The sequence below is a fragment of the Pseudomonas sp. XK-1 genome (assembly GCF_038069885.1).
Taxonomy (GTDB): Bacteria; Pseudomonadota; Gammaproteobacteria; order Pseudomonadales; family Pseudomonadaceae; genus Aquipseudomonas.
Map to the genome: position 1 here is coordinate 234489 of NZ_JBBPES010000007.1, position 19440 is coordinate 253928.

General features: G+C 63.4%; 17 protein-coding genes. 15 read left to right on the plus strand and 2 right to left on the minus strand.

Going from position 1 to position 19440, the window contains the following annotated elements; genetic code table 11:
* The first annotated feature begins 9 nt into the window (after positions 1–9).
* From WMW70_RS18935 to WMW70_RS18965, 7 genes are all read left to right on the plus strand, one after another.
* Complete coding sequence (locus WMW70_RS18935) at positions 10–519, plus strand: M23 family metallopeptidase (protein WP_341439008.1); 510 nt, start codon at positions 10–12, stop codon at positions 517–519.
* A 99-nt stretch (positions 520–618) separates the two neighbouring features.
* Positions 619–1392, plus strand: coding sequence for a DeoR/GlpR family DNA-binding transcription regulator (locus tag WMW70_RS18940; RefSeq protein WP_341439009.1), 774 nt, complete (start codon positions 619–621; stop codon positions 1390–1392).
* A 10-nt stretch (positions 1393–1402) separates the two neighbouring features.
* Positions 1403–3253: a glutamine--fructose-6-phosphate transaminase (isomerizing) gene (gene glmS, locus WMW70_RS18945; protein ID WP_341439010.1), complete on the plus strand. Its 1851-nt coding sequence runs from the start codon at positions 1403–1405 to the stop codon at positions 3251–3253.
* Between the two features lie 12 nt (positions 3254–3265).
* On the plus strand, positions 3266–3496 hold the full coding sequence (locus WMW70_RS18950) for a hypothetical protein (RefSeq protein WP_341439011.1): 231 nt from the start codon (positions 3266–3268) through the stop codon (positions 3494–3496).
* Positions 3497–3529: 33 nt separating this feature from the next.
* Positions 3530–4291 (plus strand): YoaK family protein, encoded by a 762-nt coding sequence (locus tag WMW70_RS18955; RefSeq protein ID WP_341439012.1) that lies wholly within the window; start codon positions 3530–3532, stop codon positions 4289–4291.
* Between the two features lie 97 nt (positions 4292–4388).
* The gene (gene cfaB / locus WMW70_RS18960) at positions 4389–5579 is read left to right on the plus strand and encodes a C17 cyclopropane fatty acid synthase CfaB (RefSeq protein WP_341439013.1); all 1191 of its coding nucleotides are present in this window, start codon (positions 4389–4391) and stop codon (positions 5577–5579) included.
* Positions 5580–5832: 253 nt separating this feature from the next.
* Positions 5833–6225 (plus strand): VOC family protein, encoded by a 393-nt coding sequence (locus WMW70_RS18965; protein ID WP_341439014.1) that lies wholly within the window; start codon positions 5833–5835, stop codon positions 6223–6225.
* Positions 6226–6475: 250 nt separating this feature from the next.
* On the opposite strand, the gene WMW70_RS18970 is transcribed toward WMW70_RS18965, so the two are convergent.
* Both WMW70_RS18970 and WMW70_RS18975 read right to left on the minus strand, forming a co-directional pair.
* Positions 6476–6955 (minus strand): YegJ family protein, encoded by a 480-nt coding sequence (locus tag WMW70_RS18970; protein ID WP_341439015.1) that lies wholly within the window; start codon positions 6953–6955, stop codon positions 6476–6478.
* A gap of 28 nt (positions 6956–6983) precedes the next feature.
* A complete protein-coding gene (locus WMW70_RS18975) occupies positions 6984–7838 on the minus strand; it encodes a tetratricopeptide repeat protein (RefSeq protein ID WP_341439016.1) in 855 nt (284 codons plus the stop codon).
* A gap of 305 nt (positions 7839–8143) precedes the next feature.
* On the opposite strand from WMW70_RS18975, the gene WMW70_RS18980 reads away from it, so the two are divergent.
* From WMW70_RS18980 to WMW70_RS19015, 8 genes are all read left to right on the plus strand, one after another.
* Positions 8144–9889: a sensor histidine kinase gene (locus tag WMW70_RS18980; protein WP_341439017.1), complete on the plus strand. Its 1746-nt coding sequence runs from the start codon at positions 8144–8146 to the stop codon at positions 9887–9889.
* A 108-nt stretch (positions 9890–9997) separates the two neighbouring features.
* The gene (locus WMW70_RS18985; protein WP_341439018.1) at positions 9998–11350 is read left to right on the plus strand and encodes a sigma-54-dependent transcriptional regulator; all 1353 of its coding nucleotides are present in this window, start codon (positions 9998–10000) and stop codon (positions 11348–11350) included.
* Between the two features lie 481 nt (positions 11351–11831).
* The gene (locus WMW70_RS18990) at positions 11832–12785 is read left to right on the plus strand and encodes a TAXI family TRAP transporter solute-binding subunit (RefSeq protein WP_341439019.1); all 954 of its coding nucleotides are present in this window, start codon (positions 11832–11834) and stop codon (positions 12783–12785) included.
* A gap of 251 nt (positions 12786–13036) precedes the next feature.
* Positions 13037–15064, plus strand: a complete 2028-nt coding sequence (locus WMW70_RS18995) for a TRAP transporter permease (protein ID WP_341439020.1) — start codon at positions 13037–13039, stop codon at positions 15062–15064.
* Positions 15061–15483, plus strand: coding sequence for a DUF1850 domain-containing protein (locus WMW70_RS19000; protein ID WP_341439021.1), 423 nt, complete (start codon positions 15061–15063; stop codon positions 15481–15483). The genes WMW70_RS18995 and WMW70_RS19000 overlap by 4 nt, the downstream gene beginning before the upstream one ends.
* A gap of 222 nt (positions 15484–15705) precedes the next feature.
* Complete coding sequence (locus WMW70_RS19005; RefSeq protein ID WP_341439022.1) at positions 15706–16197, plus strand: GNAT family N-acetyltransferase; 492 nt, start codon at positions 15706–15708, stop codon at positions 16195–16197.
* Between the two features lie 363 nt (positions 16198–16560).
* Positions 16561–17076 (plus strand): DUF3617 domain-containing protein, encoded by a 516-nt coding sequence (locus WMW70_RS19010; protein ID WP_341439023.1) that lies wholly within the window; start codon positions 16561–16563, stop codon positions 17074–17076.
* Between the two features lie 233 nt (positions 17077–17309).
* Positions 17310–19400, plus strand: a complete 2091-nt coding sequence (locus tag WMW70_RS19015; protein ID WP_341439024.1) for a TonB-dependent siderophore receptor — start codon at positions 17310–17312, stop codon at positions 19398–19400.
* Positions 19401–19440 lie beyond the last annotated feature (40 nt).

Consider the following 19440-nt stretch of genomic DNA (forward strand, 5'->3'; position numbering starts at 1 on the left):
TTGGCAAGGATGCCTTTACGCAAACGCTGGATAATACCGGCGCTGTTTCTCATCTGGGCCTCGCTGCCTGAGTGGCCGCAGATTCCGGTGCAGGGCGCGAGTGCCCGGGACTGGAATCCGCGCACCTTCTGGTTTGAACCCTGGGGCCGCTCCGGCGTGCACAAGGGCATCGACATCTTCGCCAAATTCGGCACGCCGGTGCGCTCCAGCAGCTATGGGGTGGTGCTGTTTCGCGGTGAAATCGCGCAGGGCGGCAAGGTGGTGGTCGCCCTGGGGCCGAAATGGCGCATTCATTATTACGCCCATTTGCAAACCATCGACGCCTACCCAGGCCAACCGCTGCTGGCCGGCAGCCTGCTGGGTACGGTTGGCGATACAGGTAACGCGCAAGGCAAACCGGCGCACTTGCATTATTCGATTGTCAGCCTGCTGCCGTTGCCTTGGCGGGCGGACGAGTCGACCCAAGGCTGGAAGAAGATGTTCTATCTGGACCCCAACCAGCTTCTGAAAACGCGCTGAATTGGCTTGGGTACACCCGCCAGATGTCGATTCCCGCTTGACGAAAAAGCTTCATTAGGTTTTGATTCGCGCCATTATCTTTCGAATCGAAACTTAAGCATGTCGAAGCGCAATACACCGCAACGTCGCCACACCATTCTTGCCCTGCTCGCCGAGCAAGGGGAAGTGAGCGTGGATGAGTTGTCGAAAGCCTTCGCCACCTCCGAAGTGACCATTCGCAAAGACCTTGCTGCCCTGGAAAAGAGCGGCCTGTTGCTGCGCCGTTATGGCGGCGCGGTGCCCATGCCCCAGGAACTGATCGGCGAGGCCGCGCAACCGGTATCGGCCTACAAGCAGGCCATCGCCCGCGCCGGGGTGGCGCGTATTCGCGAACACGCGCGGATCATTATCGACAGCGGCACCACCACCGCGGCGATGATTCCGCAGCTCGGCCACAAGCCCGGTCTGGTGGTGATGACCAACTCGTTGAACGTGGCCCGCGCCATCAGCGAGCTGGAACATGAACCGGTGTTGCTGATGACTGGCGGTACCTGGGACCCGCATTCGGAATCCTTCCAGGGGCAGGTTGCCGAGCAGGTACTGCGTTCCTACGATTTCGACCAGCTGTTTATCGGTGCCGATGGCATCGACCTGAGCCGTGGCACTACCACCTTCAATGAATTGCTCGGGCTTAGCCGGGTGATGGCAGATGTGGCCCGTGAAGTGGTGGTGATGGTCGAGAGTGACAAGATCGGCCGCAAGATTCCCAACCTGGAGCTGCCCTGGAGCGGCATCCATACCCTGATAACCGACGAGCGCCTGGATGACCAGGCGGCCGAACAATTAAGCGCGCGAGGTATCCAGCTGATTCTCGCGCCGCTCGAAGCCTCTTAAGGAGAAGATTATGTGTGGAATCGTAGGCGCAGTCGCCGAACGCAATATCACCGCCGTGCTGGTTGAAGGCCTCAAGCGCCTGGAATACCGCGGTTACGACAGTGCCGGTGTGGCGTTGTTGAATGAGCAGGGCGAGCTGCAGCGCAGCCGTCGGGTGGGCAAGGTCGCCGAGCTGCAGGGTGCCCTGAACGAGCAGCCCCTGGCTGGCCGTCTGGGCATTGCCCACACCCGCTGGGCCACCCATGGCGCACCGAGCGAGCGCAATGCTCACCCACACTTCTCGGGTCAAGAGCTGGCGGTGGTGCACAACGGCATTATCGAAAACCACGAAGAACTGCGTGAGCGCCTCAAGGGCCTGGGTTATGTGTTCAGCTCGGATACTGACACCGAAACCATCGTCCACCTGCTCGAATACACCCTCAGGAGCCACGCCGATCTGGCCGATGCTCTGAAAGAAGCGGTCAAGCAGCTGCACGGTGCCTACGGCCTGGCGGTGATCAGCGCCAAGCAGCCGGACCGCCTGCTCGCCGCCCGCAGCGGCAGCCCGCTGGTGATCGGCCTGGGCCTGGGCGAGAACTTCCTCGCCTCCGACCAGCTGGCCCTGCGTCAGGTTACCGACCGCTTTATGTACCTGGAAGAGGGTGATATCGCCGAGATCCAGCGCGACAGCGTGCAGATCTGGGATGTCTGCGGCCAGCCGGTGGTGCGCGAAAGCGTGCAGTACCACGAAGGCGCGGAAGCCGCCGACAAGGGTGAGTACCGCCACTTTATGCTCAAGGAAATCCATGAGCAGCCCAAGGTGGTGCAGCGCACCCTGGAGGGCCGTCTGGGCAGCAACCAGGTGCTGGTCCAGGCCTTCGGCCCGCAAGCTGCCGAGTTGTTCGCCAAGGTGCGCAACGTGCAGATAGTCGCCTGCGGCACCAGTTACCATGCCGGCATGGTCGCCCGTTACTGGCTGGAAGAGCTGGCCGGGATTCCCTGTCAGATCGAAGTGGCCAGCGAGTTCCGCTACCGCAAGGTGGTGGTTCAGGCGGACACGCTGTTTGTCAGCATCTCCCAGTCCGGGGAAACCGCCGACACCCTGGCCGCCCTGCGCAACGCCAAGGCGCTGCCCCATGAGCAGGGCGGCTACCTGGCCAGCCTGGCGATCTGCAACGTCGGCATCAGCTCCCTGGTGCGCGAATCCGACCTGTGTCTGCTGACCCATGCCGGCCCGGAGATCGGTGTGGCCTCGACCAAGGCCTTCACCACCCAGCTGGTCGCCCTGATGCTGCTGACCCTGTCCCTCGGCCAGGTGCGCGGCACTTTGGACAAGGCGCTGGAAGCCGAGCTGGTGGATGAACTGCGCCGCCTGCCCACCCGCCTGGGCGAAGCCCTGGCCATGGACGGGGTGGTGGAGAAGGTTTCCGAGCTGTTCGCGGAGAAACACCATGCGCTGTTCCTCGGGCGTGGCGCGCAGTACCCGGTGGCTATGGAAGGGGCGCTCAAGCTCAAGGAGATCTCCTATATCCACGCCGAAGCCTACCCGGCTGGCGAGCTCAAGCACGGGCCATTGGCGCTGGTGGACAGCGATATGCCGGTGGTCACCGTGGCACCCAACAACGAGCTGCTGGAAAAGCTCAAATCCAACCTGCAGGAAGTTCGTGCCCGTGGTGGCGAGCTGCTGGTGTTTGCCGACGAGCAGGCCGGCATGAGCAACGGCGAGGGCACCCACGTGGTGAACATGCCGCATATCCACGACCTGCTGGCACCAATCCTCTACACCATTCCACTGCAGCTGCTGTCCTACTACGTCGCCGTGCTCAAGGGGACCGATGTTGACCAGCCGCGTAACCTGGCCAAGAGCGTAACGGTTGAGTAAGGAGGTGCGCTGATGCAGCGAGAAGAAGTCAAGAGCAAGCAGGCTGCCGGGGTGTTCTTCGATACCCATGTCATCGTCAACCCGGCCAATACCCAGGAGTGGATCGTGCTGTTCAAGAAGGGCGCGGGCACCAGCTTCTTTCTGGTCGATGGCCAGGAGCAGGTGGAGTCCTTCGCCGACCTGAACATGCTCATCGAGGAGTTGCGGCAACTCGGCATCAAAGGTGCAGAGATTCATTTCTGAGTCTCTCGCGCCACTTCGCCACGCAGGTATCCTATGCCCATCCGCTATGCCCGCCGCCTGACCGGGCGCAGGCGCACTGCCATTGCCAACCGTCATCTGGGTTTTGCCCTGGCCTTTGTCGCCGGGGCGATCAATGCCGGCGGTTTTCTCGCGGTGCAGCAGTACACCTCGCATATGACCGGGATCGTCTCGGCGATGGCCGACAATATCGCCATGGGGGCTTATTCCCCGGTGCTGAGTGGCCTGGGCGGGGTGCTGTCGTTTCTTCTCGGGGCCATCTGCTCGACCATGATGGTCAGCTATGCCCGGCGGCGGCGGATGCACAGCGTGAACGCCCTGCCGCTGTTGTTCGAGGCTTTCCTGCTGCTGTGTTTCGGCTTTCTCGGCGCGACCCTGGCGAGCATCGAGGGCCTGTTCGTGCCGCTGACGGTAATGCTGCTGTGCTTCATCATGGGCCTGCAGAATGCCCTGATCACCAAGTTGTCACGGGCGGAAATCCGCACCACCCATATCACCGGCATCGTTACCGATATCGGCATCGAACTGGGCAAGCTGTTCTACTGGAACCGGCGCAAGGTCGGCCACCAGATTGGCGTTGTGGCCGACCGGCAACGGCTGCGGGTGCTCGCCCTGTTGGGCCTGTATTTCTTTCTCGGCGGGCTGGCCGGGGCCTTCGGCTTCAACCGTCTCGGCTATATCGCTACCCTCCCTCTGGCCCTGTTGCTGGTTGCTCTGGCCAGCGTACCGGCGCTGGATGACCTGCGTTCGCTGTTGCGGCGTCTGCAGCGCGGTTAACTAGGCTGGCCAATAGCCGTGCGCAACGGAACCCATGCCCGAGCGCAGCAGTCATCTGAACTAAGCTTTCAGTGATGACTGTACGGAGGGATATGTGATGCTCGCCTATCTGCCGCCGCGCCTGCATGAACTGCAGCTGCCCCTGCGCCTGCGCCTGTGGGATGGCAAACAGCTGGACCTCGGGCCCAATCCGCGCCTGACCATGGTGGTGAAAGATCCCAGTCTGGTGACGCAACTGGCTCACCCCAGCCTGGACGTGCTGGGCGGTGCCTATGTCGAAGGGCGGCTGGATCTGGAAGGGCCGATCGAGACGGTGATCGAGGTGGGCGATGCGCTCAGTCGGACCCTGCTGGATGACGCCGTCAGCGCCGAACCGCTGCGTGCTCGGCATGACAAGACCAGCGATGCGCAGGCCATCAGCTACCACTACGACCTGTCCAACGACTTCTACGGACTGTGGCTCGACCGAGAGCTGATCTACTCCTGCGCCTATTATGAAAACGGCGATGAAGACCTCGACCAGGCCCAGCGAGCCAAACTGCGCCACCTGTGCCGCAAGCTACGCCTGCAGCCTGGCGAGCGCCTGCTGGATGTCGGTTGCGGCTGGGGCGGCCTGGCGCGTTTCGCCGCGCGGGAGTTCGCCGTCGAGGTGCTCGGCATCACCCTCAGCCGGGCGCAGCTGGAACTGGGTCGGCGGCGGGTGGCGGAGGAGGGCCTGGGCGATCAGGTGCGCCTGGAACTGCTGGATTACCGCGACCTGCCGCAGGACGAGCGTTTCGACAAGGTGGTCAGCGTCGGCATGTTCGAGCATGTCGGCCATGCAAATCTGGCGCTCTACTGCCAGCGCCTGTTCGCCGCGGTCAGGCCCGGCGGCCTGGTGATGAACCACGGCATCACCGCCAAGCACAGCGATGGCCGCCCCGTTGGCCGCGGTGCCGGCGAGTTTATCGAACGCTATGTGTTTCCCCAGGGCGAGCTGCCGCACCTGGCGACCATGACCGCCTGCCTCAGCGATGCGGGCCTGGAAGTGGTCGATGTGGAAAGCCTGCGCTTGCACTATGCGCGCACCCTGCAGCAATGGAGCGAGCGCCTGGAGGCGCAGCTGGACAAGGCCGCCCGACTGGTGCCGGAACAGGCCCTGCGCATCTGGCGGCTGTACCTGGCCGGGTGCGCCTATGGCTTTGCCCATGGCTGGATCAACCTGCACCAGATTCTCGCGGTCAAACCCCTGGACGACGGCAGCCATTCGCTGCCCTGGACCCGCGCCGATCTCTATCGACCAGGCTGAGCAGCTCGGGCTAGAGCGCCTCAACCATCAGCCTCGCGCGGCACAGTCGAATTTCCGCCGCGGGACGGACGTTCGCGTCCCGCGGATGGGTGCTTACGCCGGTTGGCCGTTCAACGCGTGCTTCGATGACTCGGGTTGGGCCAGCGTGGGATGGCCCTGGGGAAGAACAGGGCGGCGAGGCGGTATTGCCGCAGACGACGCCGATGGCGGAGTATCCTCGGCAGATCCTGATTTATCTCCGGGGAGCAAGCCCATGTTTTCCCATATCTGCATCGGTGCGAGCGACTTTCCGCGCGCGCTGGCCTTCTACCAGCCGATCATGGCGCTGCTGGGTATCAAGTTGCGTTTTCTCGACGAGCACAAACCCTGGGTGGCCTGGCAATCGAAGCCGGAGCCCCGGCCGCTGCTGCTGATCGGAAAACCCCATGATGGTGCCCCGCATCACCCAGGCAACGGGCAGATGGTGGCGCTGTTGGCGCAGAGCCGGGCCCAGGTCGAGCAGGCCTATCGGCTGGCGCTTGCCCATGGCGGGCACTGTGAGGGCGCGCCGGGGCTGCGCACCGAGTACCACCCGGACTACTACGCTGCCTACTTTCGCGACCCGGACGGCAACAAGCTCTGCGTGGTCTGTCACCAGCCCGAGTGAGGGGTCACTGCGCGTCTGGTTTAGCGGGCGCTCGGCAGTAGCGCGTAGGATGGGTTGAGCGTAGCGCTACCCATGCCGTGGCCACTCCAATCTGTGGATTGGCAAAACCCCTGATGGGTATCGCAGGCTCAACCACATCCTACGGTTGTGGATAACGCCTCAGCCGATACCCCGCACCCCTCCATCGGCCCGCGCAGAGCGGCAGGTCTGACCAGAGCCTATTACCGAAGCCCGCAAGGTTTCGCCGCTATCAGCAGTCGAAGCCGTGCTGGCTGCGGTAGTACTCCACCTGTTCAGCGGGCATCTCCTTGAACAGCGCGCAGATGGTGAAGCTGCCGACCTGACGGCCGTGTTTCAGGTAGCCCCAGTCGGTGATCTGTTCGCGGGTAAAGCGCAGCTGCTGGCCCCAGGTCACGCTCTTGACGACGCGCGGCTGGTTGGCCACTTCACCGATAAAGCCTTGTTCAAGCGGCCGGAAGCGCGTGATCCAGAAGGTTTCAATACCGTTGCTGTCCTCGACCATGACCTGAACCTTGAAGCCACTGGTATTGGCTGGCGGCTTGGCGGCCAGGGCCAGGAACTCTGTCAGGCCGGCCTGGGCCTGGCGTACGGCAGTTGAGACGGCTGGGTCCTGGCGCTCGGCGCTGACCACTTCATTGCTGTCGCGTGCGCTGGCGTGAAATGCCGTCAGGCCGAGTACGAGCAGAGAAGCGATATATGAGAGGCGCATGCTGATTCCTTTCGTGGTGGCCTGGCTGTTACGCGTCATTTTCCAGGGCTGAGTCTGGACACTTAGCGGTTTCGTCGATCATCTGCCGCTTTCCCCACTTTTCCAGGCGGGTGTACCAGGCCAGGTCACTGTCATCCAGCTGCGCCTTGGCTTTTTCACTGCCGTTGCGGGCGGCCACTTCCAGCCACAGTTGCTGTTGGTCACGATTGAGCGGCATGCCACTGCCGGTGCCGTAGGCCTGGCTCAGGCTGAATTGCGCGGGTGCATGGTTGCTCTGTGCCGCTTTGCAGATCCAGTACAGCGCTTTGCTGTCGCTGCTGCTGAAATGGATCGCGCGCTCATCGCCGCTGGCGGCAAATTCCACACCGCTGTCACGGCTCCAGTACAGCTCGCCCAGCAGATATTGGCTCTGGATGTCGCCTTGTAGCGCGGCCTGTTCAAACCAGTGCATGGCCTGGAAGCGTTCATCCTGGTCGCCCGGGTTTTCCAGGTAGTCGATGCCCAGTTCAACCTGAGCCAGGGCCAGGCCCTGTTCGGCGGCCTGGTTCAACCAGCGCTTGCGCTCGGAATCGTCGCCAGGCAGGAGCTTGTCGCGATAAAGCATGGCAATTTCAAAGGCGGCACGGGCAACCCCCTGGTCGGCGGCTTCGGCGTACCAGCGTTCACTCTCGGGGTAGTCCTGCTGGGTATAGAAGTGATAACCGATATTGAACTGGGCGCAGGCATCCCCCGCAATTGCCTGTTGCAGAAGCGCTGGCAGGCTGTGCTGATCCGACTGATCAAGCGTCACTGGGCAATGGGTGCTGGCCGCCTGGCTGGTGGCGGTGCAGAGCAACAGGGCGCTGGCGAGCAGCGGGGCGGTAAGCCTGTGGGCAGGAAACATGTCGATCATCCTTGATGGCGGTAACCCGAGCCGGCTTGCTCGGGTGGAGCGGCAGATAGAGATAAGTACCTTAGTGACTTGTTGTCGAGCGAGACAAGTTTTGCCTGGCCCAGGTTGTCGATTGAGCATTTTTTTGCCGGGCGAGATCACAGAGTGATGCCTGGTAACTGCTGTGGATAAATCGGCTGCGTATCGCCCGGGGTCAGTGCCGCCGTCTTCATCGGGTTGGCTGAGACGACGCTGAAGCCCGCGACCTGTCGGGCGACCATGGCTTACCATGGCGCATCTTTTTCGGGATTCTCGTCATGTCCGAACCTCAGGGCCGCTACCGGGTGTTGCTGATCGTGCTGCTGATCGGCCTCGGCCTGTTTGCCAGCATCTGGCTGGCCGGGCGTTATGCCGAGCAGCGTGCCTGGGAGCTGCGCAGCCAGGAGGCTCAGGGTCAGCTGCAGCTCTACGCGCAGTCGTTGCATACCCTGGTCGAGCGCTTCCGCTCGGTGCCCGAGGTGCTGGCTCTGGACAGCGATATCCGCTCGCTGCTGCGTGCTCCGGATGATCGCCTGCTGCGCAAAAAGCTCAATCAGCGCCTGGAGCAACTCAACGCCGCAGCGGGCTCCACCGTGCTATACCTGCTCGACAGCCAGGGCGAAACCCTGGTGGCGAGCAACTGGCGCGACTGGAGCAGTTTCGTTGGCAACAACTACGCCTTTCGCCCCTATTTTCAGGATGCCGTGCGCCAGTCTGCCGGGCGTTATTTCGCGGTGGGGGTGACCACCGGGATACCGGGTTATTTCCTATCCCACGCGGTGCTCGATGAAGCCGGCGTGGTGCTCGGCGTGCTGGTGGTCAAGCTCGAACTGGAGGAGCTGCAGCGCGAATGGGCCAGCCAGTCCGGGGTGTTGCTGGTGGCCGACAGCTACTCGGTGGTGATCCTCAGCAACAAGCCGGCCTGGCGTTTTCGCGTGCTCAGTGAGCTGAGCGAGCAGGCCCGCGCCGAGCTGGTGGAGGTGCGCAAGTATGCCGAGCAGGCCCTGCAGCCGCTGCCCAGCACGTTGCGCCGGCAGATCGATAGCGACAGCCAGTGGCGGCGGGTCGAGGGCCCGGATGGTCCGCGCGATTACCTCTGGCAACGCCTGGCCCTGGAGGGCGAAGGCTGGACCCTGCATTTGCTGCTCGAGCCGCAGGCTCTGGTTGACAGCGTGCGCAGCTATCGCCTGGCCGCCGCCGGGGTGTGGATGACCCTGGCCTTTCTCCTGCTGTTTCTCGCCCAGCGGCGCAAGAACCAGCGCCTGCAGGCCGGTATCCGCGAGCGCCTGGAGCGCGAAGTGGCGCTGCGCACCGCGGAATTGCGCGAGGCCCAGGAAGGCCTGGTGCATGCGGCGAAGATGGCCGCCCTGGGGCAGATGTCGGCGGCCATGGCCCATGAAATCAACCAGCCGCTGACCGCCATGCAGATGCAGCTGGGCAGCCTGCGCCTGCTCCTCGACAGCGGCCGCCAGGCCGATGTGCGCGAGGGCCTGCAGCGTATCGACGGCCTGTTGCAGCGCATGGCCGGGCTGACCGGGCACCTGAAAACCTTCGCCCGCAAGAGCCCGGCGGGCCTCAGCGAGCGCTTGCGCCTGAGTGATGTGCTGGACCAGGCCCTGCAACTGCTGGCCCCGCGCATACGCAGCGAAAATGTCGAACTGCACTGCGAGATCGAGGGCGAGGCCATGGTCCTTGGCGATGCCATCCGCCTCGAACAGGTGCTGCTCAACCTGCTGCACAACGCCCTGGATGCCATGGCGTCTGCCGAAACGCGGCAGTTGCATATCCGTATCCAGCGCCAGGCCGACACCTGCCTGCTCAGCGTCGCCGACAGCGGCGGCGGCATCGCCGCCGAGGCGCTGGACCATGTCTTCGAACCCTTCTTCACTACCAAGCCGGTAGGCGCGGGGTTGGGCCTGGGCCTGGCGGTGTCCTACGGCATCGTGCGCGAACTGGGCGGCAGCCTGGAGGCGACCAATGGCGAGCAGGGTGCGGTATTTACCCTGCGTCTGCCGGCGGCGTAGGCGTACTCGGTCTGCGCACCAATGCATGCCACCCGCCTGCTGGTGCGCACAGCGCACCCTACAAAATTCCAAGGCAGTTACACTGCCGCCGATTGATCAGGAGGTGATATGACCGGGCAAGTGATAGTCGTCGACGATGAAGCGGCAATCCGTGAGGCCGTGCAGCAGTGGCTGGAGCTGTCCGGTCTGCATGTGCGCAGCTGCGCCAGCGCGGCCCAGGCCCTGGCGCTCATCGACCGCGACTTTGCCGGGGTGGTGGTCAGCGATGTGCGTATGCCTGGCACCGACGGCCTGCAGCTGCTGGACAAGCTGCTGGAGCTGGATCGCGACCTGCCGGTGATCCTGGTTACCGGTCACGGCGATGTGCCCATGGCGGTACAGGCACTGCGTCAGGGTGCCTACGACTTTATCGAAAAGCCCTTCACCCCCGAGCGTCTGCTCGACAGCGTGCGCCGCGCCCTGGACAAGCGCCGCCTGGTTTGCGAGAACCGCCAGCTGCGCGAGCAGTTTTCCCGCAAGGACCAGATCGAGGCGCAACTGCTTGGCGTATCGAAGCCGATGGAAAACCTGCGCCGGCAGATCCTCGAGCTGGCCGGCACCTCGGTGAACATCCTTCTGCGCGGTGACACCGGCAGTGGCAAGGAGCGGGTCGCGCGCTGCCTGCACGATTTCAGCGCCCGCGCCGGCAAGCCCTTCGTCGCGCTGAACTGCGCGGCGATTCCCGAGCACCTGTTCGAAAGCGAGCTGTTCGGCCATGAAAGCGGGGCCTTTACCGGCGCTCAGGGCAAGCGCATCGGGCGCATCGAACACGCCGATGGCGGCACCCTGTTTCTCGACGAGGTGGAAAGCCTGCCCCTGGCCCAGCAGGTCAAACTGCTGCGCGTGCTGCAGGAGAAAACCCTGGAGCGCCTGGGCTCGAACAAGAGCATCCGGGTCGATCTGCGGGTCATCAGTGCGGTCAAGCCGGACCTGCTCGACGAGGTCAAGGCCGGGCGTTTTCGCGAAGACCTGTACTACCGCCTGAATGTCGCCAGCCTGCGTATTCCGCCGCTGTGCGAGCGCCGCGAGGACATTCCCCTGCTGTTCGAGCACTTCGCCCAGCAGGCTGCGCAGCGTAACCAGCGGGAGATGCCGGCCCTGTCGCCCAGCGAGCTGGCGCGCCTGCTCGGGCACGACTGGCCGGGCAATGTGCGCGAGCTGATCAATGCCGCCGAGCGCCATGCCCTGGGCTTGAGTGGCGGGGTGGAGAGCGCCGCGGGTGCGCCGCTGCAATCGTTGGCCGAGCAGATGGAAGCCTTCGAGGCGCAGTGCCTGCACCGCGCCCTGCAGCATTGTCAGGGCAATATCGCCGAGGTCATGGCGCTGCTGCAGCTGCCGCGGCGCACCCTCAACGAGAAGATGCAGCGCCACGGCCTGCAGCGCAGCAGCTATCGCACCGCCGGTAGCAGCGACGAGGATTGAAAGCCCGCGCCCAGCCTGTAGCCCGAATAAGCCTTGGCGCAATCAGGGACCGTGCGCTGCGCTTATCAGGGCTACAGGTGATCTAGTCGGCGGAATTTCGCTTATCTAAGTTTTTTCACTGGCGGATTTCCGCTCGCTACAGCCGCCAGGCTGGCCGTACTGATCAGGGTAAAGGCTCTAGGACGGGCTTTTCGACGTCTGGCACGGCTTCTGCTATAGCTCTTGTCAGCCACGCGCTTAATTGCCGCGGGCAGCATAAGAAAGACAAGAGGTTAGCCTATGAACTGCCAAGCATCCCCAGCGAGCCACGCTCGCCCAGCTGCACAACGCCACCTCTTGCGCGCACGGTTTCGGCCGGGTGCGGGCACTTGTCTCTTTCAGCCATTCAGCTAGCCAAGGCACGGCTCCGCCACTTGGGCGGCGCACAGCGTCTACAGTGAAACCTCTGCATTAAAGCCATAACAACAACGGAGATTGATCCATGCGAATGACCAAACGACTCAGCCTGTTTGCCGCTGCTGCGGCCTTTACTGCCAGCACCGCGGTACTCGCCGCGCCGACCTTTATCAATATCCTCACCGGCGGCACCAGCGGCGTGTACTACCCGATCGGCGTCGGCCTGTCGCAGCTGTACAGCAATGGCATCGCCGATTCGAAGACCTCGGTGCAGGCGACCAAGGCTTCGGTGGAAAACCTCAACCTGCTGCAGAGCGGCCGCGGCGAGCTGGCCCTGGCCCTCGGTGATTCGGTGGCCGACGCCTGGAATGGCGTGGAAGATGCCGGCTTCAAGACGCCGCTGAAAAAGCTGCGCGCCATCGCCGGCACCTACCCCAACTACATCCAGATCGTCGCCAACAAGGAGTCCGGCATCAACACCCTGGCGGACCTCAAGGGCAAGCGCATTTCCGTCGGCGCGCCGAAGTCCGGTACCGAGCTGAATGCCCGTGCCATCTTCAAGGCCGCCGGCCTGAGCTATGAAGACATGGGCAAGGTCGAGTTCCTGCCGTACGCCGAGTCGGTCGAGCTGATCAAGAACCGTCAGCTGGATGCCACCCTGCAATCCTCGGGGCTGGGCATGGCGGCGATCCGCGATCTGGCCGCCACCCTGCCGATCAACTTCGTCGCCATCCCGGCCGAAATCACCGCCAAGATCGACAACGCCGCCTACCAGGCCGCCTCGATTCCTGCCGGTACCTATGACGGCCAGGACAGCGATGTACCGACCGTGGCCATTCAGAACATCCTGGTCAGCCATGACGGCGTGTCCGAGGAAGTGGCCTACCAGATGACCAAACTGATGTTCGACAACCTCGAGCGCCTGGGCAATGCCCACTCGGCGGCCAAGGACATCAAGCTGGAAGGCGCGGCCAAGGGCCTGCCGATTCCGCTGCATCCGGGTGCCGAGCGCTTCTACAAGGAAGTTGGCGCACTGTAAGGCTGCCGAAGGGTTGGCCGGGTAGGATAGTTTGAGCACAGACGTTCGTAGGATGGGTTAGCCGCGCAGCGGCGTAACCCATCAAGCGATGTCGAAGGCGAGTGCCCATGCAGCATGGGTATCGCTGCGCTCAACCCATCCTACCCAAGCCTCCTTATTTCTAGAGCTGCAAATAAAACCGGCGTGCAGGGCACGGCAGGTTTTGTTGGCGACTCTTGTGCTTCCTATGCTGTAACGAGGGCATTAGCTCCATGAGCGACCACAACCAAGGCCTCGCCGCCAATCCTGGCGACTGGCCGAAAGCGCTGTTCTATGTCGCGCTGCTGTTTTCCATTTTCCAGATCATCACCGCGGCCTTTCACCCGGTGTCCAGCCAGATCCTCCGTGCCGTGCACGTCGGCTTTCTGCTGATGGTGGTGTTTCTCTGCTTCCCGCTGCGCGGCCGCGGTCAGCCCTGGCAGCCCATGGCCTGGCTGCTCGGCCTGGCCGGCATGGCCACGGCGTTCTACCAGTGGTATTTCGAAGCCGATCTGATCCAGCGCTCCGGCGATTTGACCCAGGCCGATATGGTGATTGGCCTGATGCTAATCGTGCTGGTGTTCGAGGCCGCGCGGCGGGTGATGGGCATCGCTCTGCCCTTTATCTGCGCGCTGTTTCTGGTCTACGGCCTGTTCGGCCAGTACCTGCCCGGTGATCTGATGCACCGCGGCTATGCCCTGGACCAGATCGTCAACCAGCTGGCCTTCGGCACCGAGGGTCTGTACGGCACGCCGACCTATGTCTCGGCCACCTATATCTTCCTGTTTATCCTGTTCGGCGCGTTCCTCGAACAGGCCGGCATGATCAAGCTGTTCACCGACTTCGCCATGGGCCTGTTCGGCCACAAGCTCGGCGGCCCGGCCAAGGTATCGGTGGTGTCGTCGGCGCTGATGGGCACCATCACCGGTTCGGGTGTGGCCAACGTGGTCACCACCGGCCAGTTCACCATCCCGCTGATGAAGCGCTTCGGCTACAAGCCGGCGTTTGCCGGCGGCGTCGAGGCGACCTCCTCGATGGGCAGCCAGATCATGCCGCCGATCATGGGTGCGGTGGCCTTTATCATGGCCGAGACGATCAACGTGCCGTTCTTCGAGGTGGCCAAGGCCGCGTTGATTCCGGCCCTGCTGTACTTCGGCTCGGTGTTCTGGATGGTTCACCTGGAGGCCAAGCGTGCCAACCTGCGCGGCCTGCCCAAGGACCAGTGCCCCAACCCCTGGGCCGCGGTGAAGCAGCGCTGGTACCTGCTGATCCCGCTGTTCGTGCTGATCTACCTGCTGTTCTCCGGGCGCACGCCGCTGTTCTCCGGGATGGTCGGCCTGGCCCTGACCGCCATCGTGATTCTCGGCTCGGCGATCATCCTGCGGGTGTCGTCCAAGGTCATGCGCTTCGCTTTCTGGATTGCTCTGGGCGTGCTCTGCGCCGGCTTCTTCCAGCTCGGCATCGGCGTGGTGTTCGGCGTGGTGGCGCTGCTGGTGGCGATCTGCTGGTTCGTCAAAGGCGGGCGCGACACTCTGGTGATCTGCCTGCACGCGCTGGTGGAAGGTGCCCGTCATGCGGTGCCGGTGGGCATCGCCTGCGCCCTGGTCGGGGTGATCATCGGCGTGGTCTCGCTGACCGGGGTGGCCTCGACCTTCGCCGGCTATATCCTCGCCATCGGCCAGGACAACCTGTTCCTCTCGCTGATCCTTACCATGCTCACCTGCCTGGTGCTGGGCATGGGTATTCCGACCATTCCCAACTACATCATCACCAGCTCGATCGCCGCGCCGGCGCTGCTGGAGCTGGGCGTGCCGCTGATCGTCTCGCATATGTTCGTGTTCTATTTCGGCATCATGGCTGACCTCACCCCGCCGGTGGCGCTGGCCTGCTTCGCCGCAGCGCCGATTGCCAAGGAGAGCGGGCTGAAGATCAGCCTGTGGGCGATTCGCATCGCCGTGGCCGGATTTATCGTGCCCTTTATGGCGGTGTACGAGCCGGCGCTGATGCTGCAGGGCGACAGCCTGCTGGCGACCGTCTATGTGGTGCTCAAGGCGGCCCTGGCGATTGGCATCTGGGGCGCGATCTTTACCGGCTTTCTGCAGGCCAAGATGCCCTGGTGGGAACGCGCGCTCGGTTTCGCCGCCGGTGCCAGTCTGATCCTGGCCACGCCGATGAGCGATGAGATCGGCTTCGCCCTGGCGGCGATCTTTATCGCTCAGCACTTCTGGCGCGCCCATCGCGGCCAGATGGCGGCGGCGTGATCGGCCTGTGTCTGGGCCTGGCCGGGGCGGTATGGGCCGAGTTGCCCGTGCCGGCCTTTACCCTGGCCTGGACGCATACGATCGAGAAAATACGTTGGGAAGAGGATTACCGCGTTACGCCGCAGGGGCTGTTGCTCGGCGAGGCGCGGGTCAAGGGTTCCGGGGCCGGTATGGAGATTCCAGACGGTGCCGAACTGCGCGAGGGCAGCTGGCATTACCAGCGTCAGCTACCACCCTTGCAGCCACTGCGTTTGGGGCGAACCCCCGAGGCAGGGGATTATCAACTGTGTTTCAACCAGCGTTGCCACTCGATGAGTGAATGGCTCGGCCCGCCACAAGCGACCCAGCCGGCGTTGGAACTCTGGAGCTGTGAGCAAAGCTCCCCGGCCGCCTCGGCGGCAGGCCAGAACGACGGCTAAGGCTGCGTTCGCTCCCGGGCCACAAGCCCTGGCTGTTGTAGAGGAGAACCCCCATTTGGCGCAGCCGGTGGGGGTTTTGTTCATTATGGCTCAGCTCGTATTCTTGCCCGTAGGGTGCGCTGTGCGCACCAGCATTTTGCAACCTGGGTTGGTGCGCACAGCGCACCCCACAATTCCGATGACAGCCCAACCAGTAGCGGCTCGCCCCACCAGCAGGATGTTATGAGCACCATCACCTATTACCTGGAAATGCAGCACCCCGAACAGATCCGCGCCAAGGCCCTGCCGGTCGATTTGAGCGTTGTCGAATGCCAACATAAGCAGTTCCAGCTCAACCGCTTTCTCTACCAACTGGTCGGTGAGCCCTGGCAGTGGACCGACAAACTCAGCTGGACGGACGCGCAGTGGCGCGCGCTGATCGAGCAGCCCAATCACCGCACCTGGGTGGCCTATCACCAGGGGGCCATCGCCGGGTATTACGAGCTGCTGCGCGATGCTGACGGCGCGGTGGAGATTCTCTATTTCGGCCTGGCCGAGGCCTTCTTCGGCCAGGGCTTTGGCGGTCCGCTGCTGACCCACGCCCTGCAATCCGCCTGGGCCTGGCCCGGCACCACGCGGGTCTGGGTGCATACCTGCAGCCTCGATCACCCCAGCGCCCTGGCCAACTACCAGGCCCGCGGCCTGCAGATCTACCGCGAGGAAGTGACCCCGTAGAGGGGTCTAACCCGTCAGCCAATTGATGGCTTAGCACCCTCCAGCTATGTCCCCAGCTCTTGCAGATCTTCGGTAGGGGCTTTGAGGCTGATAAATATGTCCATTCGCGGCGATGGGCCTGGGTGCCCCCGCTGCTGCTACGACAGAACCTTTGTAGCCCGGATAAGCCTTGGCGCAATCCGGGATCGCGGTGCCCCGGATTACGCTGCGCTTATCCGGGCTACATTCAGGCCTTCGAAAGCCGGATGGGCTTAGCTGCGCGGTAGATTCAGGCGTTCTGCTGCGCGGCGTAGCCCATCAGGCGCACAGGTCTACACAGCGGTCTACGCTTGCAGGGTCGCGAACCCACCTCAGGAGCCGATCATGCGCCGCGTCCTTATCAACCCCCTGCTACTCAGCCTCTGCCTGTTGCCCGCCCTGGCCAGCGCCATGGAGATCCAGCCCGGCCTGTGGGAAATCAGCTCGAACAATATGCAGGTCGACGGCCAGGCCGTGCCGGGCATGGAGACGATGCTCGCGCAGATGAAAAACCTGCCCCCCGAGCAGCGCCAGATGATGGAACAGATGATGGCGCAGCAGGGCGTGCAACTGGGCGACAAGGGCGTGCGCGTGTGCATGAGCGAGGCGCAGATCAAGGCCCAGCAGATTCCCCTGCAGGACCCCGAATCAGGCTGTAGCCATGAAGTCACCGAGCGCAGCGCCGAGCTGTGGAAATTCCGTTTCAGCTGCCCGGACGGGCAGGGCGAAGGCGAGACGCGCTTTCTCAGCGACAAGGAATTCACCACCCAGGTGCAGGGCACCTATGGCGGCCAGAACAGCAGCATGCAAAGCCATGCGCGCTGGGTTTCGGCCGATTGCGGCGGCCTGCAACCGCGCTGATTGAGGGTGCCCGTCAGCCCCTTGGCCAAGGGTGCATTCGATAATTGATGCTAAAAGATAATAAACCTCAATTGCGTTGACGAGGGTGACGAACTGCTGCGAAAATCAAATCGATAATTATTAGCATTTGAATTGGCGTGCCTGGGCAGCCGATGCGCGCGTGCTGGTGAGTACCTCCTGCAAGCAAGGACGACCCTGCAGGGCATTCGATATTCGCATTGGGGAGAGTCCTTGTGTTTTGTAGAAAGACCCGTCTAGCCGTGGCCGTCGCCGCCGCCTGCAGTTTCAACCATGCCCTGGCCGCTGAAGACGCTGCAGTGCAACTCGATGCCCAGACCGTCGTCGGCAGCAGTGATGCCGCCCAGCCCGACAGCTACAAGGCCGCGCCCAGCAGCGCCGCCACCAAGCTGGAGCTGACGCCGCGGCAGACCCCGCAATCGATCTCCACCATCACCGGCGCGCAGCTGCAGGACTTCAAGCTGAGCAGCGTCAACGATGCGCTCAAGTACACCACCGGGATTCAGGTCCAGGAGGTCGAAACCGACCGCACCTACTACAGCGCTCGCGGCTTCGACATCACCAACTTCCAGTACGACGGCATCGGCATCCCCTTCGTTTACGGCAACGTCGAGGGCGATCTGGATACCGCGATCTTCGAGCGGGTTGAGGTCATTCGCGGGGCCAACGGCCTGATGTCCGGCACCGGCAACCCCTCGGCGACCATCAACTTCGTGCGCAAGCGGCCGACCCTGGCCCCCCAGGCGCGCGTCGACCTGACCGCCGGCTCGTGGGACAAGCGCCGCATCGATGTCGACGTTTCCGGCGCGCTGACAGAGTCCGGCAATGTGCGTGGCCGCGCGGTCTACGCCAACGAAAACAAGGACTCCTACCTGGATCGCTATTCCCGCGAGAAGAACATCTTCCACGGCGTGATCGAGGTGGACCTGGACGACAGCACCCTGTTCACCCTCGGCCACACCCTGCAGAAGAGCGACGCCAATAGCCCTATGTGGGGCGCGCTGCCGCTCAACTTCAGCGATGGCTCGGCCACCGACTATTCGCGTTCCACCAGCACCTCGACCGACTGGGCCTACTGGGACATGCAGGAAAACCGCAGCTTCGCCGAGCTGGCGCACAACTTCGCCAACGGCTGGCAGGCCAAGGCCGTACTCACCCATGTCGAGAAGAAGGGCGACAGCTCGCTGTTCTATGTGTACGGCACCCCGGACCGCGACACCGGTCTGGGCCTGTTCAGCTACCCCTCCGAATACCAGGAGACGAACAAGCAGCTGATCGCCGACCTCTACGCCAGCGGCCCCTTCGCCCTGGCCGGGCGCGAGCATGAGCTGGTAGTGGGCGGCAGCTGGTCGAAATCCGAGCTGGAGGATATGTCCTGGTACGACTCCACCACCGGCACCGCCCTGCCGCCGCTGGAAGACTGGACCGGCAGCTTCCCGCGACCGCTGAACGATAACGGCACCAATGGCAGCGACTTCACCGACCGCATGCAGAGCGTATACTCCGCCGCGCGCTGGAGCCTGAGCGACAGCCTGAGTCTGATCACCGGCGTGCGCGTGGTTGATGTCGACAGTGAGGGCACAAGCTACGGATCGAGCAAGTCCACCTCGTACAACAACGAAGTGGTGCCCTATGCCGGGTTGATTTACGACCTCAACGAGCAGTACTCGGTCTACGCCAGCTACACCGAGATCTTCGACCCGCAGACCAAGCAGGACAGCAGCGGTAATCGCCTGGCCCCGGTCGAAGGGGTCAACTACGAAGCCGGGATCAAGGCCGAGCTGCTCGACGACAAGGTCAACCTGAGCCTGGCGGTGTTCCGCACCGAGCAGGACAACGTCGCCGCGGTGGCCGGGATGAACGGTGGCACCGTCTTCTATAAAGGCGAGCAAGGCATCACCAGCGAAGGCTACGAAGTGGAAGTCTCCGGCGAACTGCTGCAAGGCCTGCAGGCCACCGCCGGCTACACCTTTGTCGATATCCGCGATGCCGAGGACCAGCACGCCGTCACCTACTCGCCCAAGCATATGCTGCGCGCCTCCAGCACCTATCGCATCCCGGGGCTGGAGCAGCTCAAGGTCGGGGCCAGCATGAGCTGGCAGGACGATATCCGTAACGGCATCGCCGAGCAGGACGCCTACGCCCTGGTCAACCTGATGGCCAGCTACGAGATCGACCGCAACTGGACGGTGTCGGCCAACCTCAACAACCTCACCGACGAGAAGTACCTGACCAGCCTGTACTGGACCCAGGCCTATTACGGTGCCCCGCGCAACGCCAGCATGACGGTCAGCTGGAACTACTAGAACGCCGCTGCGCCGTGGCCCGAGCAGGCTGGCGGCGCGC